The 20006-nt window shown below is 75.1% G+C and carries 18 protein-coding genes; 14 read left to right on the forward strand and 4 right to left on the reverse strand.

Going from position 1 to position 20006, the window contains the following annotated elements; genetic code table 11:
- The first annotated feature begins 8 nt into the window (after positions 1–8).
- The 6 genes from EV376_RS06530 to EV376_RS06555 are packed head-to-tail and all read left to right on the forward strand — an operon-like array spanning position 9 to position 5595.
- Entirely contained in the window at positions 9–866 is an 858-nt protein-coding gene (locus tag EV376_RS06530) for an STAS domain-containing protein (RefSeq protein WP_130321230.1), read from the forward strand.
- A complete protein-coding gene (locus tag EV376_RS06535) occupies positions 866–1276 on the forward strand; it encodes an STAS domain-containing protein (RefSeq protein WP_130321231.1) in 411 nt (136 codons plus the stop codon). The genes EV376_RS06530 and EV376_RS06535 overlap by 1 nt, the downstream gene beginning before the upstream one ends.
- A complete protein-coding gene (locus EV376_RS06540) occupies positions 1273–1692 on the forward strand; it encodes an ATP-binding protein (protein WP_130321232.1) in 420 nt (139 codons plus the stop codon). Before EV376_RS06535 ends, EV376_RS06540 begins: the two co-directional genes overlap by 4 nt.
- Positions 1689–2705 (forward strand): SpoIIE family protein phosphatase, encoded by a 1017-nt coding sequence (locus EV376_RS06545; RefSeq protein ID WP_130321233.1) that lies wholly within the window; start codon positions 1689–1691, stop codon positions 2703–2705. The genes EV376_RS06540 and EV376_RS06545 overlap by 4 nt, the downstream gene beginning before the upstream one ends.
- Positions 2706–2725: 20 nt before the next feature.
- Positions 2726–4054: a sensor histidine kinase gene (locus EV376_RS06550; protein ID WP_130328546.1), complete on the forward strand. Its 1329-nt coding sequence runs from the start codon at positions 2726–2728 to the stop codon at positions 4052–4054.
- A gap of 2 nt (positions 4055–4056) precedes the next feature.
- Positions 4057–5595: a fused response regulator/phosphatase gene (locus EV376_RS06555; protein WP_130321234.1), complete on the forward strand. Its 1539-nt coding sequence runs from the start codon at positions 4057–4059 to the stop codon at positions 5593–5595.
- Between the two features lie 111 nt (positions 5596–5706).
- On the opposite strand, the gene EV376_RS06560 is transcribed toward EV376_RS06555, so the two are convergent.
- The gene (locus EV376_RS06560; protein WP_130321235.1) at positions 5707–6552 is read right to left on the reverse strand and encodes a helix-turn-helix domain-containing protein; all 846 of its coding nucleotides are present in this window, start codon (positions 6550–6552) and stop codon (positions 5707–5709) included.
- A gap of 31 nt (positions 6553–6583) precedes the next feature.
- Between EV376_RS06560 and EV376_RS06565 the strand changes: the two genes are divergently transcribed.
- The 6 genes from EV376_RS06565 to EV376_RS06585 all read left to right on the forward strand — a co-directional run bounded on the left by EV376_RS06565 (position 6584) and on the right by EV376_RS06585 (position 12631).
- Positions 6584–7159, forward strand: coding sequence for a TIGR03086 family metal-binding protein (locus EV376_RS06565; protein ID WP_130321236.1), 576 nt, complete (start codon positions 6584–6586; stop codon positions 7157–7159).
- 77 nt (positions 7160–7236) lie between these two features.
- Positions 7237–7773 (forward strand): PadR family transcriptional regulator, encoded by a 537-nt coding sequence (locus tag EV376_RS06570; protein ID WP_130321237.1) that lies wholly within the window; start codon positions 7237–7239, stop codon positions 7771–7773.
- Complete coding sequence (locus EV376_RS06575; protein ID WP_130321238.1) at positions 7770–8471, forward strand: ABC transporter ATP-binding protein; 702 nt, start codon at positions 7770–7772, stop codon at positions 8469–8471. The genes EV376_RS06570 and EV376_RS06575 overlap by 4 nt, the downstream gene beginning before the upstream one ends.
- Positions 8468–9982, forward strand: a complete 1515-nt coding sequence (locus EV376_RS06580) for an ABC transporter permease (protein WP_130321239.1) — start codon at positions 8468–8470, stop codon at positions 9980–9982. Before EV376_RS06575 ends, EV376_RS06580 begins: the two co-directional genes overlap by 4 nt.
- 103 nt (positions 9983–10085) lie before the next feature.
- Entirely contained in the window at positions 10086–10511 is a 426-nt protein-coding gene (locus EV376_RS30745; protein ID WP_486482537.1) for a hypothetical protein, read from the forward strand.
- Positions 10512–10513: 2 nt separating this feature from the next.
- Entirely contained in the window at positions 10514–12631 is a 2118-nt protein-coding gene (locus tag EV376_RS06585; RefSeq protein WP_486482538.1) for a bifunctional polysaccharide deacetylase/glycosyltransferase family 2 protein, read from the forward strand.
- 70 nt (positions 12632–12701) lie between these two features.
- Here the strand turns inward: EV376_RS06585 and EV376_RS06590 are convergent, their stop codons facing one another.
- Positions 12702–12881: a hypothetical protein gene (locus EV376_RS06590; RefSeq protein WP_130321240.1), complete on the reverse strand. Its 180-nt coding sequence runs from the start codon at positions 12879–12881 to the stop codon at positions 12702–12704.
- Positions 12882–13077: 196 nt separating this feature from the next.
- Between EV376_RS06590 and EV376_RS06595 the strand changes: the two genes are divergently transcribed.
- Complete coding sequence (locus EV376_RS06595; RefSeq protein ID WP_130321241.1) at positions 13078–14016, forward strand: pyridoxal-phosphate dependent enzyme; 939 nt, start codon at positions 13078–13080, stop codon at positions 14014–14016.
- A gap of 54 nt (positions 14017–14070) precedes the next feature.
- Here EV376_RS06595 and EV376_RS06600 read toward each other — a convergent pair whose 3' ends face one another.
- Positions 14071–16167 (reverse strand): S9 family peptidase, encoded by a 2097-nt coding sequence (locus EV376_RS06600; RefSeq protein WP_130321242.1) that lies wholly within the window; start codon positions 16165–16167, stop codon positions 14071–14073.
- Between the two features lie 85 nt (positions 16168–16252).
- Between EV376_RS06600 and EV376_RS06605 the strand changes: the two genes are divergently transcribed.
- Positions 16253–17602, forward strand: a complete 1350-nt coding sequence (locus EV376_RS06605; protein ID WP_130321243.1) for an FAD-binding oxidoreductase — start codon at positions 16253–16255, stop codon at positions 17600–17602.
- Positions 17603–17743: 141 nt separating this feature from the next.
- Here EV376_RS06605 and EV376_RS06610 read toward each other — a convergent pair whose 3' ends face one another.
- A complete protein-coding gene (locus EV376_RS06610) occupies positions 17744–19828 on the reverse strand; it encodes a SpoIIE family protein phosphatase (RefSeq protein ID WP_130321244.1) in 2085 nt (694 codons plus the stop codon).
- Between the last annotated feature and the right edge of the window lie 178 nt (positions 19829–20006).

A 20006-nucleotide genomic window follows, 5' to 3' on the forward strand; every position in this document is an offset into this window, starting at 1 on the left:
GGGTTGTCATGGCGCTGAGCGCCGAGCAGAGCGGTCGACTGGTGGGTCTGCTGACCGACCACGCCGACCAGGTCACACAGCGGTGGACTCAGGTCGCCGCCGGGTCGTTGCGCGGCCGGCTCAGCCAGGCCGAGCTGCTCCGCCAGGTGCAGGAGCTGCACCGCAGCATGATCACGGTCGGTGAGCAGGGCGTCCTCGACCTCGACGCCGAGCACGCCGCCGAGCTGCGGGCCGTCCTCGCCGAGCTGTCCCGCAACCGCGCCCGGCAGGGCTTCTCCGCCACCGAGACGGCGGTCAGCGTGTTCGCCCTCAAGGATGCCCTGCTGGACCTCCTCGACGCGGAGCAGGCCGGCTCGGCGCTGCGCGACTACGTGGGCTTCTCCGCCCTGGTCGACCAGATGGGGCTGTTCACCTTCGAGAGCTACGTCCGCACCCGCGAGAGCCTCATCGCCGACCAGGCCGAGCAGCTGCTGGAGCTGTCCACCCCGGTGGTGAAGCTGTGGGAGGGCGTGGTCGCCGTCCCGCTGGTCGGCACGCTCGACTCCGCCCGGGCCCAGGTGGTGATGGAGCGGCTGCTGCAGACCCTCGTCGACACCGGCTCGCCGTACGCGATCATCGACATCACCGGCGTACCGGCGGTCGACACCCAGGTCGCGCAGCACATCCTCAAGACCGTGGTGGCGGCCCGGCTGATGGGCGCCGACTGCATCATCTCCGGCATCCGGCCGCAGATCGCCCAGACGATCGTCGCGTTGGGCATCGAGTTCGGCGACATCGCCACCAAGGCCAGTCTCGCCGACGCGCTGCGGCACGTGCTCCGACTGACCGGCGTCGAGACCGGCCGCCGGTCCCGACGGGAGGTCTGATGGACCGGGTGCCGATTCTCAAGATCGGCGACATCCTGCTGGTCTCCATCCAGGTCGACATGTCCGACCAGACGGCCGTCCAACTGCAGGAGGACCTGGCCGAGCGGATCGTGGCGACCGGCACCCACGGCGTGGTCATCGACATCACGGCCCTGGACATCGTGGACTCCTTCGTCGGGCGGATGCTCTCCACGATCGCCTCCATCTCGAAGGTGCTCGACGCCGAGACGGTCGTCGTCGGGATGCGCCCCGCGGTCGCCATCACCCTGGTCGAGCTGGGGCTGTCGCTCAACGGCATCCGTACCGCGCTGAACGTCGAACGGGGCATGGAGCTGATCGCGGCGGCCCGCGCCGACGAGCACGACGTGGAGCTTGACGACGAACCGGACGCCCAGACGGCGTCGCCATGACAACCAGCGTGGACCTGGGCCAGCCGCAGGCGCAGTCGATCCACAGCGACGAGGACGTGGTACGCGTCCGGCAGCTGGTGCGGACGGTCGCGGTGGCGGTCAAGCTCTCCCTGGTCGACCAGACCAAGGTGGTGACCGCCGCGAGCGAGCTGGCCCGCAACACCCTGGTCCACGGCGGGGGCGGCTCGGTCGAGGTGAGCACCGTCGACAACGGGCTGCGCCGTGGCGTACGGATCGTCTTCGCCGACTCCGGGCCCGGCATCGTCGACCTCGACCTGGCGCTCACCGACGGCTACACCACCGGCGGCGGGCTCGGCCTGGGGCTGAGCGGTGCCCGCCGGCTGGTGGACGAGTTCGACATCGTGACCGCGCCGGGACAGGGCACCACCGTCACCGTCACCAAGTGGTCCCGATGACCGGTGACGCGGTCGCCGACCGTGGCAGCTGGTTCCGGGTCGAGGCCGGGAGCACCGCCGGCGCGGTGCGGCGCGCCGCCGAACGGCTCGGCACCGACCTGGGGCTGAGCCCGGCCCGGACCGCCGACCTCGCCATCGTGGCCGCCGAGCTGACCAGCAACCTGGTCAAGCACGCCGAGGACGGTGCGCTGCTGCTGCGTCCGGTCCGGGACGACCGGAACGCCGGGGTGGAGCTGATCGCGATCGACTCCGGCCCCGGGATGGCGGACCTGACCGTCTCCTCCCGGGACGGCCACTCGACCACCGGCACCCTGGGCATCGGTCTCGGGGCGATCGCCCGGCAGGCCAGCTGGTTCGACGCGTACTCCCGGCCGGGCCGGGGCACCGTGCTCGCCGTGCAGGTGTGGCCGCGGGGCGTCGACCTCCGGCCGTCCTGGGCGGCCGCGCTGACCCGGCCGATCACCGGGGAACAGGTCAGTGGCGACGGGTACGCCTGGCGGGTCGTCGACGGCCGGCGGCAGCTGCTCGCCTGCGACGGCCTGGGCCACGGGCCGCTCGCCGCCGCCGCCACCGGGGCCGCCATCGAGGCGTTCCGGCGGGCGCCGGCCGCGTCGCCGGCGGCGGTGGTCGGGCACCTCCACCGCGCCATGACGCACACCCGGGGCGCCGCGCTGGCGGTCGCCGAGCCGGACCCGGCGGCCGGGCTGCTCCGGTACGCCGGCGTCGGCAACGTCGCCGGCTCCGTGATCGACGGCACCGGGCAGCGCCGCGGCCTCGTGTCGCTGCCCGGCATCGCCGGGCACCAGCGGCCGGGGATCCGCGAGTACGAGTACGCCTTCCCGCCCGACGCCCTGCTCGTGATGCACAGTGACGGTGTGGTCGACCGCTGGCAGCTCGACGACTACCCGGGTCTCGCCGGGCGGTCGCCCCTCGTGGTCGCCGCGACCGTGCTCCGGGACGCCGGAACCCGCCGCGACGACGCGTGCGTCCTGGTCGCCCGGGGGACGCCGTGACCGCCGGGCCGCTGCTGCAGATGGCGCTGCGCGTGGAGCACGACATCTTCGTCGTACGGCACCGCGGTCGAGAGGTCGGGGCGGCCGTCGGGCTGGAGCACCAGGACCAGGTACGCCTCGCCACCGCCCTCAGTGAGGTGGCCCGCGACCTGCTCCGCGCCGTCGGCGGTGCGGACGTGACGTTCTCCGCGGTCGACGACGCCGTTCACGGTAGCCGTCACCTCCGGGTCGACCTCGCCCCGCTCGGGCCGCTGCCCGGCGGTCGGTACGAGCCGCAGTCGGGCGCCGTGGCGCGTCTGGTCGACACCCTGGGTGTGGTGAGCGGAGAGGGGGATACGGTCGTGAGGATGACCCGACGTGTCCCGGTCACCGCACCGGTGCTGACCGCCGAGCGCCTCGCCGAACTGCGCGTCGCGCTCGCCGTCAGCGCGCCGGGCAGCGCCCTGGACGAGCTGGCCGCCCAGAACGAGCAGCTCATCTCCGCTCTCGACGAGGTACGCAGCCAGCGCGACGAGCTGGCGGTGCTGAACGCGGAACTGGCCGAGACCAACCGCGGGGTGATGGCTCTCTACAACCAGCTCACGGAGGAGCTGGAGGAGACCAACCGGGGGGTCGTGGCGCTCTACGGCGAGCTGGACGAGAAGTCGGCCCAACTGCGTGCCGCGAGCGAGTCGAAGAGCCGGTTCCTCGCCAACGTCAGCCACGAACTCCGCGCGCCGGTCACCGCGATCATCGGGCTCGCGCGGCTGCTCGGCGACTCGGCCTCCGACCCGCTCACCGCCGAGCAGGCCCGCCAGGTCGGGCTGATCCGCTCGTCCGCGGCCGACCTGCTCGCCCTGGTCAACGAGCTGCTCGACCTGGCGAAGGCGGAGTCCGGGCGGATCGAGCCGGCCCGGGGCGAGGTGGACCTGCGGCTCATCTTCGGTCAGCTGCGCGGAACGCTGCGGGCGCTGGCCACCCGACCGGACGTCGAACTGGTGGTGGAGGAGCCGCCCGCGCCGGCAACGCTCCGCTCCGACGAGGTCCTCCTCGCCCAGGTGCTGCGCAACCTGCTGCACAACGGGCTCAAGTTCACCGAGCGCGGCGAGGTACGCCTGCGGGCCTGGCGCGCCGGCGACCGCTGGCTGTTCAGCGTGTCGGACACCGGCCCGGGCATCGCCCCGGAGCTGCAGGACCGGATCTTCGAGGAGTTCTACCAGGTGCCCGGGGCCACCCGGGTCGGTGGCACCGGCCTCGGCCTGCCGTACGCGCGGCGTCTGGTGGCCCTGCTCGGCGGCACGCTGGAGCTGAGCAGCGTGCCCGGGGTGGGCAGCACCTTCACCGTCTCCCTGCCGGTCGACGGAGTCTGACCGTGGACGGCGGCCCGGCGACCGTCCTGGTGGTCGACGACAGTCGCACCAAGCGGTACCTGCTGGTGAGCTGGCTCTCCCGGGCCGGCTTCACGGTGCTCGAGGCGGAGAACGGCGGCGAGGCGCTGGCCCGGGTCGCGGCGGGCCCGATCGACCTGGTGGTGCTCGACGTCCGGCTGCCGGACCTGAGCGGGTTCGAGGTCTGCGAGCGGATCAAGGCCGAGCACCCGGCCATCGCGGTGATCCACGTGTCGGCGCACGCGGTGGACGTCGCGGACCGGGCGCAGGGGCTCACCCGGGGCGCGGACGCGTACCTGGCCGAGCCGATCGAGCCGGAGGAACTGGTGGCGACCGCGCACGCGGTGCTGCGCTACTACCGCGCCCGGCTGCGGGCCGAGCTGCTCGCCGAGCGGCTGCTCGGGCTCGCCGACACCACCGTCGCCGTGCACGCCGCGCCGAACTTCGCCCGGCTGCTCCAGGAGGCGGCGTCCGGGGCCGCGCAGATCTTCCGCAGCCCGGCGGCGGTGGTCGCCGAAACCTTCGACGGCGACTGCCTGGCCGGCGTCGCCACCGGTCCCGAGGGTGCGGCCGCCGTCATCCCGTGGGCCGTCGACGACACCGGTGTCCCGACCGGCGCCACGGTGCGGGTGGACGACCCGGCCGGATGGACCCTGGTGGACTGGCCGGCCGGGGACACGGTCACCGTTGCCGCCGCCCGGCTGCGCGAGGACCGGGCACCGCTCTACGTGGTCGTGCCGACCGCCACCCAGACCGCCCGTACGCCGGTGCTGGTGCAGCTCGCCCAGGCGGTCGCGTCGGCGGTGGAGGCGCAGCGCTCCTTCGACGAGGAGCACCGGATCGCGGTCACCCTCCAGCGCAGCCTGCTGCCCCGCCGGATACCGCGGATCGCCGGGCTCGACCTGGCGGTGCGCTACGAGCCGGCGAGCGCGCGGACCGAGGTGGGCGGTGACTTCTACGAGCTGGTGATGCTCGGCGGGCACCTGCTGCTCGCGATCGGGGACGTGGCGGGTCACTCGCTGCACGCCGCCACCGTGATGGCGGAGCTGCGGCACGCGGTGCGGGCCTACGCGATCGAGGGGCATCCGCCGGGCGAGATCCTACACCGGGTGAACGAGCTGATGCGGGCACTGCTCCCCGCCGAGCTGGCGACGATCTGCGTCCTGCTGCTCGACCCGGCGACCGGCCACGTGCGCCTGGCCAGCGCCGGTCACCTGCCGCCGCTGCTCTGCGTCGACGGCAAGGTCGAGTTCGTGCAGCAGGCGGCGCCGCTGCTCGGCGTGCGCGCGCAGCGCCCGCCGGACCTGGAGTTCGTCCTGCCGGCCGGTGCCACGTTGGTGTTCTACACCGACGGCCTGATCGAGCGGCGGGACACCACCATCGACGACGGGCTGGCCGCCCTGGCGGCGGCCGCCGCCCGGGTCGACGACGACCTGGACAGCTTCTGCGAACGGCTCCTCGTCGAACTCGCTCCGCCCGAGATCCAGGACGACGTGGCCGTGGTGGCCCTTCGCCGCCGCTGAAACGTCACGTCCACGAGTACGCCGCACGCCCGCGCCCGCCCGTGCCCGCGTCAAGATCGCGCTGCCGGACCCCGGCCCGGCCGGCGACGCGGGTGCGGGGCGGGGAGCGGGTCAGGCCAGCGAGCGGGCGTAGGCGGCCGGGGTGCGGCCGGTCGCCGCGGCGAACTCGCGGACCAGGTGGGCCTGGTCGCTGAAGCCGAGGTCGGCCGCCAGCCGGGCCCAGTCCGGGGCTCCGCCGGCCGCCTGTTCGATGGCCTCCTGGAGGCGGTAGCGGCGGATCACCCACTTCGGGCCGACGCCGACGTGGGTCAGGAACAGCCGTTGCAGGCGCCGCACCGGGATGCCGTGGCGGTCGGCGACGTCGTCGACGCGCAGCACGCGACGGTCCCGGCGGATCGCCTCGACCAGGGTGATCACCTCGTCGTTCACCGGGTCGGGCCGGGGGGCCCAGCCGGTCAGCAGGGCGTCGAGGGAGCGGCGGCGCTCGGTGTCCGTACCCGCGCAGGGGCCGGTGGGGGACGGGCCGGCGCCGGCCGCGGCGGCATCGGCCGCGGCAGCGGCCGGCGGCCAGCGCCCGGCCAGCGCGGCGAACGGGCACCGGCGGCCGGTCAGCTCCGCGACCGACCGGCGCCAGAACGGCCGGAAGCCGCCCGGACGGAACTGCACGCCGCTGACCCGGCCGGAGCCGCCGAGGGTGATCGAGAAGAGTTCGAGCCCGACACCGGCCACCTCACCGGCCTCCGGGCCCGCGCCGTCGCGGCGGAACACCACGTTCACCGCCGGGTGCGGCACGATCTGCTGGGTCAGCGGCTCGGCCAGGTCCCAGTCGATGAACCAGTAGTGCTCCACCCATCGACGCAGCGCGGGAGCCGGCAGATGCCGGCGGAAGCACACCGCCCGGTGCAACCGGGAGGGATCCAGGATGCCTCGGTTGTCGACGCGCGGCTGCTGTCGCATTTCTTCAAGACCGCCCTCATACGCTGGGCCTATGGCCACAAAGACTAGCGACCTCCTGGCGGCCGCCGCACCGCGAACCGTCGCGGTGGTCCGCGGCATCGCCGACGACCAGCTCGACCTGCCCACGCCGTGCCGCGAGTACGGGGTCCGCGACCTGATGAACCACCTCTTCGAGGTGGTGATCAACTTCCAGCAGCTGGCGGCCAAGCGCCCCGTCGAGTGGGCCGACAAGCCCGACTTCCTGGGCGATGGCTGGCGGGACCGGTTCGAGACCGAGACCCGGCGGCTGATCGACGCCTGGTCCGACCCGGCCAGCCTGGCGGGCGTTTCGCCGGGCATGGGCCTGCCGCAGGCGATGGTCGGCGGCATGGTGCTGCTGGACCTGACGGTGCACGGGTGGGACCTCGCCGTCGCCACGGGCCAGCCGTACCAGCCGGCGCCCGAGGCGGTCAGCGAGCTGCACGAGCTGGTCGAGCAGCTCGGCCCGAACGCCCGGAAGATGGGGGTCTTCGCCGAGGCGGTGCCCGCTCCGGCCGACCTTCCGGACCTGGACCGGCTCCTCGCCGGCACCGGCCGCGACCCGGTCTGGCCGGCCGGCACCCGCTGACCTTCCCGGTCCCGGTGGCGCGCGGCGCGCCGCCGGGACCGTTGACACATCTATTCGCTCAGTGAATAGTGGCGGACGTGTCCACGCCACACGTCCTTCTCGGGCTGCTCGCGACCGGCACCAAGCACGGGTACGAGCTGAAGCGCGCACACGACGAACGGCTGCCCCGGGCCCGGCCGCTCGCCTTCGGCCAGGTCTACGCCACGCTGGGCCGGTTGCAGCGCGACGGGCTCGTCGCCGCCGCCGGGCAGGAGCGGGAGGCGGGTCCGGACCGTACGACCTACGCGCTGACCGAGGCCGGCCGGGCCACGCTGGACCGCTGGCTCACCGCGATCGAGCCGCCCATGCCGTACGTCGCCAGCACGCTGTTCGCCAAGGTCACGGTGGCGCTGCTGGTCGCCGACGTGGACCGGGCCCGCGCCTGGCTGATCGCCCAGCGGCGGGCACACACCCAACGGCTGCGTGAGCTGACCGCGGCCAAGTCCGCCCCGTCGGCCACGCTCGACGACGTCGTCGCCCTCGACTTCGCGATCGCCCACCTCGACGCCGACCTGCGGTGGTTGCACACCACCCTGGACCGGGTCGCCGACTGGCACCGGGAGGTGCACACGTGACGCAACTACAGGCTCGCGGAGTGGTCAAGGCGTACGGGCCGACACCCGCTCTGCGTGGCATCACCCTCGACGTCGACCCCGGCGAGATCGTGGCGGTGACCGGGCCGAGCGGCTGCGGGAAGTCGACGCTGCTGCACTGCCTCGCCGGCATCCTGCGACCCGACGCCGGCGAGGTGACCTGGCGCGGCCACCGGATCGACACCTGGTCCGAGGCGGCCCGCTCGCGACTGCGCCGGACGGAGTTCGGCGTGCTGTTCCAGTTCGGCCAGCTCGTCGCCGAGCTGACCGCGGCGGAGAACGTCGCGCTGCCGCTGCTTCTCGCCGGCACGGGGCGGCGGGAGGCGCGGACCGCGGCGCTCACCTGGCTGGAGCGCTTCGGCGTGGCCGAACTGGCCGACATCCGGCCGGGTGAGATGTCCGGCGGGCAGCAGCAGCGCTGCGCCACCGCCCGGGCCCTGGTCACCGAGCCGCGGGTGTTGTTCGCGGACGAGCCGACCGGCGCCCTGGACACGCTCACCGGCGAGCAGGTCCTCACCCAGCTGGTGCGACTCGCCCGCGACCAGCGCACCTCGGTCGTCCTGGTGACCCACGAGCCGCGCATCGCCGCGTACGCCGACCGGGAGGTCGTGCTGCGCGACGGCCTGGTGGACCACAGCGGCCTGGGCCTCGACTCGCCGCTGCTCGGGGAGCGGCGGTGAGGCCGGGTGCCGCCCTCCGCCTGGCCGTCGCCGGCACCCGCACCGACGCGGCCCGGGTGGCGCTGACCGCGCTGACCGCCGCGCTGGCCACCCTCGTGGGGCTGGCCGCCCTGACCGTGCTGGCCATCCCCACGCCGCCCGGCGAGGCGGGCGATCCCCGCTGGTCCGAGCAGTACAGCAACGCCCTGCTCCGGGAGCCCGGCCTACGCGGTGGGACCGCGTTCGCGCTGGCGCTGCTCACCATCCCGGTGCTCGCGCTGGCCGGTCAGTCCGCCCGGCTCGGTGCGCCGGCACGGGACCGCCGGCTGGCCGCGCTCCGGCTGGCCGGTGCCACGCCGGGCCAGGTGAGCGGGATCGCCGTCCTGGAGACCGGTCTGGCGAGCCTCCTCGGCACGGTCATCGGGCTCCTGGCGTACCTGGGCGGCCGGGCCCTCCTGCACCGGCCCGACGAGCGCGGTCAACTCGCCCTCCCCACCGACGTGCTGCCCGCCACCGGCGCGCTGGCCGCGCTCGTGGTCGGGCTGCCCCTGGTGGCCGCCCTGGTCAGCGTGCTCATGCTGCGCCGCGTCGCCACCACGCCGTTCGGGGTGGTGCGCCAGGCACGCACCCGGGGACCGCGCCCGTGGTCGGGTCTGCTCATCGTGCTCGGCCTGGCCGCGTTCGGTGCGTACCAGCCGGTCGGGCTCTGGTACGCGCGGCGGGGCGACGAACCACCACAGTGGCTGCTGCCGACCCTGCTGGTCGGCGGCGGCCTGGCGGCCACCGCCGGCGTGGTGACCGGGACGGGATGGATCTCGTACACGGCCGGGCGGGTGCTGCACCGGTACGCCCGCCGCCCGGCCACGCTGCTGGCCGCCCGGCGGCTGACCGCCGACCCGTGGGCCGGCAGCCGCACCTTCGCCGCGCTGCTGGCGGCCGTGCTCATCGGTGCCGGGGCGGCCGGGCTGCGGGCCTACTTCGAAGCGGAGCTCGCGCTGACCCGGCGGACCGGCTCCGGGATGCGGGACGACCCGTTCTACCTGAGGACGATGGACCTGGTCGACCTCACGGTCGCGGTGGCGGTGCTGATCGCCGCCGGCGGGTTGCTGGTCGCGGTCGTGGAGGGCGTCACCGCCCGGCGACGCGCGTACGCGGCACTGGTCGCCACCGGGGTGCCCCGGGCGACGCTCGGCCGAGCCATCGCCTGGCAGTCGCTCGCACCCGCCGTACCGGCCGTCGCCGTGGCGCTCACCGTCGGGCTGCTGCTCGCCCGTGGCCTGTTCCGCGCGCCGTCCCAGGGCGGCTACGAGCAGACGGTCTGCGACGCGGGTGACGTCTGCGCCGACCCCGCGAACTGGGAGCGGTACGCCCGGACCGTGTGGGTGGAGCGGGTCACCGAGCCACCGACCGTACCGCTGGAGCAGTTGGCGCTGCTCGGCGGCGGTGCGCTCGCCGCGGTGCTGGTGACGGTCGCCGCCGGCCTGCTCCTCCTGCGGGCCGGTACCAGCGTGGAGGAGCTGCGGACGACCTGACCGGTGTAACGCGGAGGCCGGGTGGCGACGCTGATCGCACCGGAGGCCCGGACGACGGGCCGGCGCCGGGGATCCGGCGCGCATGCCACAGGAGTGTCCGCAGATGCATCACCAGCCGGGCGGGCCGCCGCCGGTCTTCGTCGACGGGACGGGGCGCCGGCGGCGGCTCACCGTGATCGCCGGCGCCGCGCTGGGTCTCGGCCTGCTCACCAGCCTCGCCCTGATCCTGGCCGGTCTCTTCCTCGACACGTCGGTCTCGGTGCCCGGCTGGTCCGACGACCGGGCCCCGATCGGGAGCGAGCTGGACGGCCGGGACGACCTTGGCGAGGCCTCGCCGGCCGCGCCGGACCCGGCACCCGCCACGAGCACGGCCGCCCCCCGGCCGAGAGCGACCGGCGGCCCGGCACCGACCACGTCGGCGACCGACGCCGCCCCCACCGGCCGGCCGACCCCGTCCGACCGGCCGGGGCGGGGCAACGGCCCGCACGCCAGCGGGAAGCCGACCAGGTCTCCGGGCAAGCCGGGCTGACGGTGGCCCGCCACATCGCCCGCCGCGACCCTCGGGCCCACTGGATCCTGCTCCTGTCCGGTCTGGTGGTCCTGCTCGTGGCACTCACCGTCCACGGCCTCGCCACGGGGCTCGCCGGTGGCTCCGCTGTCCGCGGCACCGACCCGGGCACCGCCGCCGCGCCAGGGGTGCCCGAGGAGGTCGGTTCGGGCGGGCCGATACTCCGGCTGGACCGGCCGGAGCCGGTCAGCCGGGCGATGCCCGACCGGACCATCGCGCTGACCTTCGACGACGGGCCCGACCCGACCTGGACGCCGCGGGTGCTCGACGTGCTGCGCCGGCACGACGCGAAGGCGACCTTCTTCCTGCTCGGCGCCCGGGTCAACGAGCATCCCGACCTGGTCCGGCGGATCCTCGCCGAGGGCCACGAGATCGGCTCGCACACCTTCACCCACGTCGACCTCGGCAGCGCGCCGGCCTGGCGGCGCGACCTGGAGCTGTCGCTGACCAGGAAGGCCATCTCCGGGGCCACCGGCCGGGAGGTCACCCTGTTCCGGCCGCCGTTCTCCGCCAGCCCGTCGGCCCTGACCGGCCCGGAGTACGAGGCGCTGCGCGCGGCCGCCGGCACCGGCCACGTCACCGTCCTCACCGACCTCGACACCAGGGACTGGCAGCAGCCCGGCGTGCCCGCCATCGTCAAGGCCGCCACCCCCGAGCGGGGACGGGGCGCGATCGTCCTGATGCACGACGCCGGCGGTGACCGGGCCGACACGGTCGCCGCACTCGAACGGCTGCTGCCGGCGCTGACCGAGCAGGGCTACCGGTTCACCACCGTCTCGGCGGGTATCGGCGAGCCGGAGTCGACCCTGCCGGCAAGCGCGGGCAGCCGGCTGAGCGGCGTCGCGCTGCGCTGGACCCAGACCGGCGCCGCCGGCGTGTCCGCCGGGATGACCCTGCTGCTGGCGGTCGCACTGGTCCTCGGGGTGGCGCGGCTCCTCGTGCAGGTGACCTGCGCCCGACGCCACGTCCGCCGGGTCCGCCGGCCGGTGCGCGGCCCGCAGGTCACCGCACGCGTCTCGGTGATCGTGCCCGCTTACAACGAGGCGGCCAACATCGCCGCCACGGTCCGGTCCCTGGTCGCCAGCGCGTACCCGGCGCTGGAGGTGATCGTGGTCGATGACGGGTCCACCGACGGCACCGCCGACATCGTGGAGCGGATGCGGCTGCGCGGCGTGCGGGTGATCCGCCAGGCCAACGCCGGCAAGCCGGCCGCCCTCAACACCGGTATCCGGGCGGCCCGGGCCGACCTGCTGGTGCTCGTCGACGGGGACACCGTCTTCCAGCCGGACACCGTGTACCGGCTGGTGCAGGGCTTCGCCGACCCGACCGTCGGCGCGATCTCCGGCAACACCAAGGTCGCCAACCGGCGGCGGCTGCTCGGGCGCTGGCAGCACCTGGAGTACGTGATCGGCTTCAACCTCGACCGCCGCATGTACGACGTGCTGGACTGCATGCCGACCATCCCTGGGGCGATCGGCGCGTTCCGCCGCCAGGTGCTGCTCGCCGTGGGCGGCGTACCGGCGGACACCCTCGCCGAGGATACCGACCTGACGATGAAGGTGCTCCGGGCCGGCTGGCGGGTCAGCTACGAGGAGGCGGCGATCGCCTGGACCGAGGCGCCGTCGACGCTGCGGCAGCTCTGGCGGCAGCGCTACCGCTGGTGCTACGGCACGATGCAGGCGATGTGGAAGCACCGGCCCGCGCTGCGGGAACCCGGCGCCGGAGGCAAGCTGGGCCGGCGTGGCCTCCCGTACCTGACCGTGTTCCAGATCGTGCTGCCGCTGGCCGCCCCGGCGGTGGACGTCTACGCGCTCTACGCGCTGTTCTTCCTGCCCTGGTCGGCGCTCGTGCTGGCCTGGGGCGGGCTGCTCCTGCTCCAGGCGGTGACGGCCGGGTACGCCCTGCGGCTGGACGGGGAACGCCTCGGGCCGCTGTGGAGCCTGCCGTTCCAGCAGGTCGTCTACCGGCAGCTGATGTACCTGGTCGTCGTGCAGTCGATGGTCACCGCGCTGACCGGCAGCCGGCTGCGTTGGCAGCGGATGTCCCGCACCGGCGACGCCGCCGCCCTGCTCCGGGTGTGAGGAAGGGCCCCTTGTCAACGCCTCCGGTAGCGGACGGGCTCCCGGTTGACACGTCCGCCGCCGGCAGCGATCAGCCGCCGCCGAACAGCCCGGCGGCGAGGGCGAGCAGGGTGCCGGCGGCGGCCGAGCAGCAGCACACCAGCAGGGCGGCGACCACCGCGAGGATCGCCCAGACCCGGCGGTCGCGCGCCGTCGCCCGCAGGCTCGACCGGGGTACGCGGTCCGCCGGCTCGTCGTCCGCCGCGCTCACCGCACCGCCCTGGTCACGCCGGCAGTCTAGGCGACGCCGCCCGGCCGGCACCCCGTCATGATCGTGCTCGGCGGCAGCGGTGGTGGCCGCAGCCGTTCGGGAGGCCACCCACCGCCACGAGCGGGCACGCTCATGGCCGTCGACGGGGCAACCGACCGGGGCGCCGGGCGGGGTGGGGAGCGGGCAGGATGGGGCGATGGAGCTGGTGTCGGTCGAGGACGTCCGGGCCGCCGCCGCGGTCATCGTGGACGCGGTACTGCGCACCCCGTTGATGCGGGCCTCGTGGGACGCGGACCTGTGGCTCAAGCCGGAGAGCCTGCAGCCCGTCGGGTCGTTCAAGCTGCGGGGCGCCACCCACGCGGTCGCCCGGCTCACGGCGGCCGAGCGGGCGCGCGGCGTCGTCACCCACTCGTCCGGCAACCACGGCCTGGCCCTGGCGTACGCGGCGCGCGCGGCCGGCGTGCCCTGCCGGATCGTGGTGCCGGAGGGCGCCCCGGCGGCCAAGGTCGAGCGGATCCGGGCGCTCGGCGTCGAGGTGGTCCCGGTGCCTCCGCCGCGACGGGGGCCCGAGGCCGAGCGGATCGCCGCGGCGACCGGGGCGGTGCTGGTGCCGCCGTTCGACGACCGGCGGATCATCGCCGGGCAGGGCACCGTCGGCCTGGAGATCGTCGAGGACCTGCCGGACGTCGACGTCGTGCTGGTGCCGGTCGGCGGGGGCGGCCTCTCCTCGGGCGTCGCGACGGCGGTGAAGGCGGTCCGACCGGCGGCCGTGGTGATCGGCGTCGAGCCGGAGCTGGCGGCCGACACCCGCGACTCGCTCGCGGCCGGTGCGGTCGTGGCGTGGGGCGAGGAGCGCACCTACCGGACGATGGCCGACGGTTTGCGGCTGCCGCCGTCCGAGCTGACCCTCGCGCACCTGCTGGACCGCCTCGACGGCATCGTCACGGTGTCCGAGGAGGAGATCCGCGTGGCGATGGGCCGGCTCGTCCGGGACGCGCGCCTGGTGGTGGAGCCCAGCGCCGCGGTGGCGGTGGCCGCCCGGCTGTTCCGCGCCGCCGAGCTGCCGGGCGGGCGTACGGTCGCGGTGGTGACCGGCGGCAACGTGGACGCGGCGGTGCTCGCGGCGGCGTTATGAGAGTTGAGCGGGGCCCCTCGGAGAACGCGAGGCGTCAACAAGGGGCCCCTCCGTTCACGCGTGGCTGAGCTTGTCGAGGATCCAGGCGTTGATGAAGGCCTCCTCGCGCCAGGCGTCGTAGCGGCCGCTCGGGCCGCCGTGCCCGGCACCCATCTCGGTCTTGAGGAGGTAGTCGCCCCGCGGCGCGGTCGCCCGCAGCCGCGCGATCCACTTCGCCGGCTCGTGGTAGAGCACGCGGGTGTCGTTGAGGCTGGTCACCGCGAGGATCGCCGGGTAGTCCACGGCCCGCACGTTCTCGTACGGCGTGTACGACTTCATGTACGCGTACACCTCGGGGTCGTCGAGCGGGTTGCCCCACTCCTCCCACTCGGTGACGGTCAGCGGTAGCGACGGGTCGAGGATCGAGGTGAGCGCGTCCACGAAGGGCACCTGCGCGACGATCCCGGCGAACGCGTCGGGGGCCAGGTTGGCGACGGCGCCCATCAGCAGGCCGCCGGCCGAGGCGCCCCGGGCGACCAGCCGGTCGGCCCCCGTCCAGCCGGCCTTGACCAGGTGCCGGGCGCAGGCCACGAAGTCGGTGAAGGTGTTCTTCTTGGCCAGCAGCTTGCCCTGGTCGTACCAGCGCCGGCCCAACTCGCCGCCGCCCCTGATGTGCGCCACGGCGAAGATGACGCCCCGGTCCAGGAGGGACAGCCGGGCGACCGAGAACCAGGGGTCCATGCTCGCCTCGTACGAGCCGTACCCGTAGATCACGCAGGGCGCGGAGCCGTCGCGCGGCGTACCGGCCCGGCAGACCAGCGAGATCGGCACCCGGGTGCCGTCGTCGGCGAGCGCCCAGTCCCGGTGCTGCTCGTACGCGGCCGGGTCGTACGGGTGGCCGTCCGGCCCGGGCAGCACCGGCTTCTGCCGCCGCAGCGTCATGCGCCGGGTGACCAGGTCGTAGTCGTACACCGAGTCCGGGGTGACCAGGGAGGTGTAGCGCAGCCGGAGCCGAGCCGTGCGGTACTCCGGGTTGCTGTCCAGGCCGACGCTGTACAGCGGCTCCGGGAAGTCGATGTCGTGGGCGTCGCCGCCGCCGACCGGCAGTACGCGCAGCCCGGTGAGCCCGTTGGTGCGCAGGGTGACCACCAGGTGGTTCTCGAACGCGTCGATCGCCTCCAGGCGGGTGCCCGGGGAGTGCTCGATCAGCGGCACCCAGTCGCCCGGGGCGTCCGCCGACGTGTACGCGAGCGCGAAGTCCTCGGCGCCGTCGTTGTGCAGGATGAGGAACCGGTGGCCGTGGTGCTCCACCGTGTACTCCACACCCTGGCGGCGGGGTGCCACGGACGCCGGGGCGCCGGTCGGGTTGCCGGCGGGGATGACCAGGACCTCGCTGGTCACCTTGCTGTGGATGTCGATGAGGATGAACTTCTCCGAGCGGGTCAGCTCGACGCCCACCCAGAACCGCTCGTCGTCCTCCTGGTGGACCACCGCGTCCTCGCTCGACGGGGTGCCCAGCGTGTGCCGCCAGACCCGGTTCGGCCGCCACGCGTCGTCGACGGTGACGTAGAACAGCACCGAGGCGTCGGCGGACCAGGCGGTGCCGTAGAACGTGTCCGGCACCTCGTCGGGGAGCAGTTCCCCGGTGGTGAGGTCCTTGACCCGCAGCGTGAAGCGCTCGTCGCCGGAGAAGTCGGTGGAGTATGCCAGCCAACGCCCGTCCGGGCTGACGTCGAACGCCCCGAGCGCGAAGAAGTCGTGGCCTTCGGCGAGCAGGTTGCCGTCGAGCAGCACCTCCTCGCCCTCCAGGGGCGCGCCGTCGGCGCTCACCGGTGGGTCGGTCTCGCCGTCGCGCACCGCCCGGCGGCAGTGCACGCCGTACTGCTGCCCCTCGACGGTGCGGGTGTAGTACCAGTGGTCGCCCTTGCGGGTGGGCACCGACAGGTCCGTCTCCTGGGTCCGGCGGCGGATCTCCTCGAACAGCCGGGTACGCAGGTCCGCCAGGTGGGCCGTCCGGGCCTCGGTGTACGCGTTCTCCGCGGTCAGGTGGGCGATCGTCGCCGGGTCGTCCTTGGCGGCGAGCCAGGCGTACTCGTCGACGACCGTGTCGCCGTGGTGGCTGCGCTCCGTCGGAACCCGCTTGGCGACGGGCGGTGGGGTCTCGGTGGTCACGGCGTCACGTTACCGGTCCGCGACCCGGTCACCCGCTCGTGCGACATGCCTTCCGCAACTTTCGAACATGTGTACGATGGCCGGCATGGCGGCAGCAGCGAGTTCCACGGACCGGCCCGGCGCCCTCGACATCACCCGGCGGCTGGCGGAGATCTGCGGGCCGCCCTTCGCCCGCCTCGCGGGCCCCGCCGACGAGGTGGCCGGCCGGCCGGCCCGCTGGGTCGCGGTGCCGGGCAGCACGCGGGCCGCCGCCGAGGTGCTTCGGCTGGCCGCCCGGCACGACCTGACCGTGGTTCCCCGCGGTGCCGGCACGAAGATCGACTGGGGTGCGGCCCCCGACCGGGTGGACATCATGCTCGACACCGGCCGGCTCGCCGGCATCGGTCACCAGCGGGTCGGCGCGCCGACCGCCGAGGTCGGCGCCGGCACCCCGCTGCGCGCGGTCCAGGCGGCCCTCGAGCGCACCGGCCAGCGCCTCGCCCTGGACGCGCCCTCGCCCGGCGCCACGCTCGGCGGGGTGCTGGCGGCCGGTGAGGCCGGCCCGCTGCGGCACCGCCACGGCACGGCCTGCGACCAGCTCGTGGCCCTGCGCTATCTGGACGCCGGCGGCGCGCTGGTCGGCTCCGGTGGCGGCGCCGAAGGGCTGGAGCTGGCCCGCCTGCTCTGCGGTTCCCAGGGCGCGCTCGGTGTGCTGGTCTCCGCGACCCTCCGGGTCCAGGCCGTCCCGGCGAGCCGGATCTGGGTCACCCGACCCGTCTGGACGCCGCTGGAGGTGCACGACCTGGTGCGTACGGTGCTCGCGGCCCGCCTCGACCCGGCGGCCGTCGAGCTGGACCTCCCGGCCGGCGCGGGACCCCAGCCGCGGCAGGGGCGCCGGGCCGCGTCGATGGCGAGCCACCCGTCGATGACGGGGCGCGCCACGGCCGGCCCGGCCCGCGCCGGCACCCTCGTCGTGCTGCTCGAGGGCGGGCCCGCCGACGTCGCGGAACGCGCCGACCGGCTGGTGTCGCTGCTCGGCGCGGGCGCCTCGGCGAGCCACTCGGCGCCGGAGTGGTGGCGACGTTATCCGTTCGGCCCCGGTGACACGGCGCTGCGCCTGGAGGTGCCGATCACCGACCTGCACGCGGCCGTGTACGCGCTCCGCGACGCCGCCGGCACACCGGTCCCGGTCCGCGGCTCCGCCGGCCTGGGCGTGGTGCACGCGGCGCTGCCCGGCGCGATGCCCGCCGAGCGGGTCGCCTCGATCCTCGCCGCGGTCCGCGGGGTCCTGCTCGCCCGGCACGGCCGGTGCGTGGTGGTCTCCGCCCCGGAGCCGGTCCGGCGGGCGGTCGACCTCTGGGGCGAGCTGGCCGGCCTGGCCCGGCTCCGGGCCGCCAAGGAGCACCTCGACCCGCAGCACCGGCTCGCACCGGGCCGCCTCCCCGGCGGCCTGTGAGGCGGCGCCGGCAGTCCAGCCACCAGCGCGTCAGGTCACTGCCGATCGGCGCGAAGCGCAACCCGCTCACGGCCACGCCGGCCACGGTCACCGCGAGCAGCAGCCGCCAGGTGCGGGAAGGGGTCGCCCGGCGGGCGCGGGTCAGCCGGCCTCGTTGCGCAGGACCAGGATCGCGATGTCGTCGCGGGGCGTCTCGGGCGAGAAGCCCAGCGCCGTCGAGCGGAGCCGGGCCGCCACCACGTCCGCCGAGTAGCCGGCCAGGGGGGCCGCCGCGTCCCGGAGCCGGTCCACCCCGAACAGTTCCCGGCCGCGCCGCCGTTCGGTGACCCCGTCGGTGTAGAAGATCAGTGCGTCGCCCGGGCCGAGGGAGAGCTCCGCCGCCGGCGAGGCGATCGAGTCGAGCAGGCCGAGCGCGGTGCCTCCGGTGCCGACGAAGCGCACCCCACCGGCGGCCGTCAGCAGCACCGGCCGGTCGTGGCCGGCGAGATGCAGCGAGACGTCGAGCTGGTCGCCGTCGCCCGGCCCGACCGCGGCCAGGGCCAGCGTGCAGTACCGCCCGCTGCCCCGCTCGACCAGCGCCTCGTTCAGCCGGGTCAGCGCCTCCGGCAGCGGCTTGCCGTCCCCGACCAGCGTGCGGATGACGTCCCGGACCAGGCCGGTGACCGTGGCCGCCTGCACGCCCTTCCCGGAGACGTCGCCGATCACGACCAGCCACCGCCCGTCCGGCAGCGGCAGCACGTCGTAGAAGTCGCCGCCGACGTCGGCGTCGTCGCCGGTCGGGACGTACTCGGCGGCGAAGCCGATCCCCTCGACCACGGGCAGCACCGGCGGCAGCAGCGACTGCTGGAGCGCCTGCGCGACCCGCCGGCGTTCGGCGTGGATGCGGGCGTTGTCGATCGCCAGCGCAGCCCGGCGGGCCACGTCCTCCAGGACGGCGACCTCGTCCGGATCGTGGCGGTGCCGCTGGTGCCGGCCCACCGCGAGGGTGCCGAGCCGCTGGCCGCGGGCGATCAGTGGGACGGCGAACCCCTCGGTGGGCGCGCCGAGCGGCATCTGGGTGCCGTTGCGGGACGCCTCCCGCAGCCGGGCCTGGATCGAGTCCGGCCCGGTCTCCGCGAGCACGGCGTGCAGTTGCGGCAGCACCGACTCGTCCGCGTGACTGGCGGCCGCGAGGCGCAGCCGGCCCCACTCGTCGGTGGTGTGCACCGCGCACCACTGTCCCAGCCGGGGTACCACGAGCTGCGGGATGAGCGCCATGGTCAGTTCGACGTCGAGGGACTGCGCGAGCAGTTCACTGGCCTCGGCGAGGAACGTCAGCCAGGCCTGCCGGCGCACGTCGGCCCGGCGCAGCCGGTCGTTCTCCAGGTGCAACGACAGCCGCTCGGCCATCAGCGACGCCAGCGGCCGGGCGTACGCGGACGGCGCGGCGTCCAACTCCAGCTCACCGGCGTACGGCCGGTGCACGGTCAACGGCACCCGCACCAGCTCGTTGCCGGCCCGGGGTTGGCGGCCGTAGCGGGCCAGCACCTGCGGGCCCTGCCCGTCGCCCCGGTCGAGCCGGACCACGCCGCCGGCCGCGCCGACCATCTCGGCCACCCGGGTCAGCAGGCTGGTCGAGAAGTCCGGGAGCGGGTCCTCGGCGTACGGGTCGGGGGCGGTCTGCATCAGCTCGCTCATCGCCGCCGCGCTCGGCGCGGCGCTGTCCCCGCCGGGGAGGCCGTTCCCGGCGCCGGCCGGGGCCGCCGGGGCCGCGGTGACCGCCGCCCGCGGGGCGGCGCCGGCCGGTCCGGGCCGGTCCAGCCGGAACCAGACACCCTTGCCGCTGGGGTGGTAGGTGGTGCCCCAGCGGCTGGCGAAGTGGTCGACCAGCAGCAGGCCCCGCCCACGCTCGGAGACCTCCGTGATGTCGCTGCTCTCGTTGCGTACCCCGACGGTCAGCTCGTCGACCGGCCCGCCGGCGAAGTCCGAGACGGTGACCGTGAGCCCGGAAGGGTCGGCGACGACCTCGACGTCCAGTTCGGTGCGGGCGTGCTCCACGGCGTTGGTGGAGAGCTCGGTGGTCAGCAGCAGCGCCTCGTTGGTCAGCTCCGCGAGGTCGGCCTCGGCGAGCACGGACCGGACGAGAGCTCGGGCCGCCGCGGGCGTACGGCGGTCGGCGGGGAGGCGGACCCGCCGGACGTGCTCGTCCGGGGCACCGACCGACGCGGTCCCCCGCTCCGCTGACATCCCCGTATCCTCCACCGCCGGCCGCTTGAGTGCCAAGCTTGTCACGCCCGGCGGTCACCGTCCGGCGACCGGTGGTCGCGGAGCGTGTCGGGTCCGGCACCGACCGCGGCCGGTGCCGGCGGCGCTGCCCGGCCGTCCCGGCGGGCCGACAGGGCGCCGCGCGGTCGCGCCGGCCCTG

It is taken from the genome of Micromonospora sp. CNZ295, assembly GCF_004217535.1.

Excerpts from the sequence above, each read along its gene's own strand:
- EV376_RS06560 (WP_130321235.1), bottom strand. The coding sequence starts at position 6,552 with ATGCGACAGCAGCCGCGCGTCGACAACCGAGGCATCCTGGATCCCTCC.
- EV376_RS06605 (WP_130321243.1), top strand. The coding sequence starts at position 16,253 with ATGGCGGCAGCAGCGAGTTCCACGGACCGGCCCGGCGCCCTCGACATC.
- EV376_RS06610 (WP_130321244.1), bottom strand. The coding sequence starts at position 19,828 with ATGTCAGCGGAGCGGGGGACCGCGTCGGTCGGTGCCCCGGACGAGCAC.
- EV376_RS06530 (WP_130321230.1), top strand. The coding sequence starts at position 9 with ATGGCGCTGAGCGCCGAGCAGAGCGGTCGACTGGTGGGTCTGCTGACC.
- EV376_RS06545 (WP_130321233.1), top strand. The coding sequence starts at position 1,689 with ATGACCGGTGACGCGGTCGCCGACCGTGGCAGCTGGTTCCGGGTCGAG.
- EV376_RS06540 (WP_130321232.1), top strand. The coding sequence starts at position 1,273 with ATGACAACCAGCGTGGACCTGGGCCAGCCGCAGGCGCAGTCGATCCAC.
- EV376_RS06550 (WP_130328546.1), top strand. The coding sequence starts at position 2,726 with ATGGCGCTGCGCGTGGAGCACGACATCTTCGTCGTACGGCACCGCGGT.
- EV376_RS06595 (WP_130321241.1), top strand. The coding sequence starts at position 13,078 with ATGGAGCTGGTGTCGGTCGAGGACGTCCGGGCCGCCGCCGCGGTCATC.
- EV376_RS06535 (WP_130321231.1), top strand. The coding sequence starts at position 866 with ATGGACCGGGTGCCGATTCTCAAGATCGGCGACATCCTGCTGGTCTCC.
- EV376_RS06565 (WP_130321236.1), top strand. The coding sequence starts at position 6,584 with ATGGCCACAAAGACTAGCGACCTCCTGGCGGCCGCCGCACCGCGAACC.
- EV376_RS30745 (WP_486482537.1), top strand. The coding sequence starts at position 10,086 with ATGCATCACCAGCCGGGCGGGCCGCCGCCGGTCTTCGTCGACGGGACG.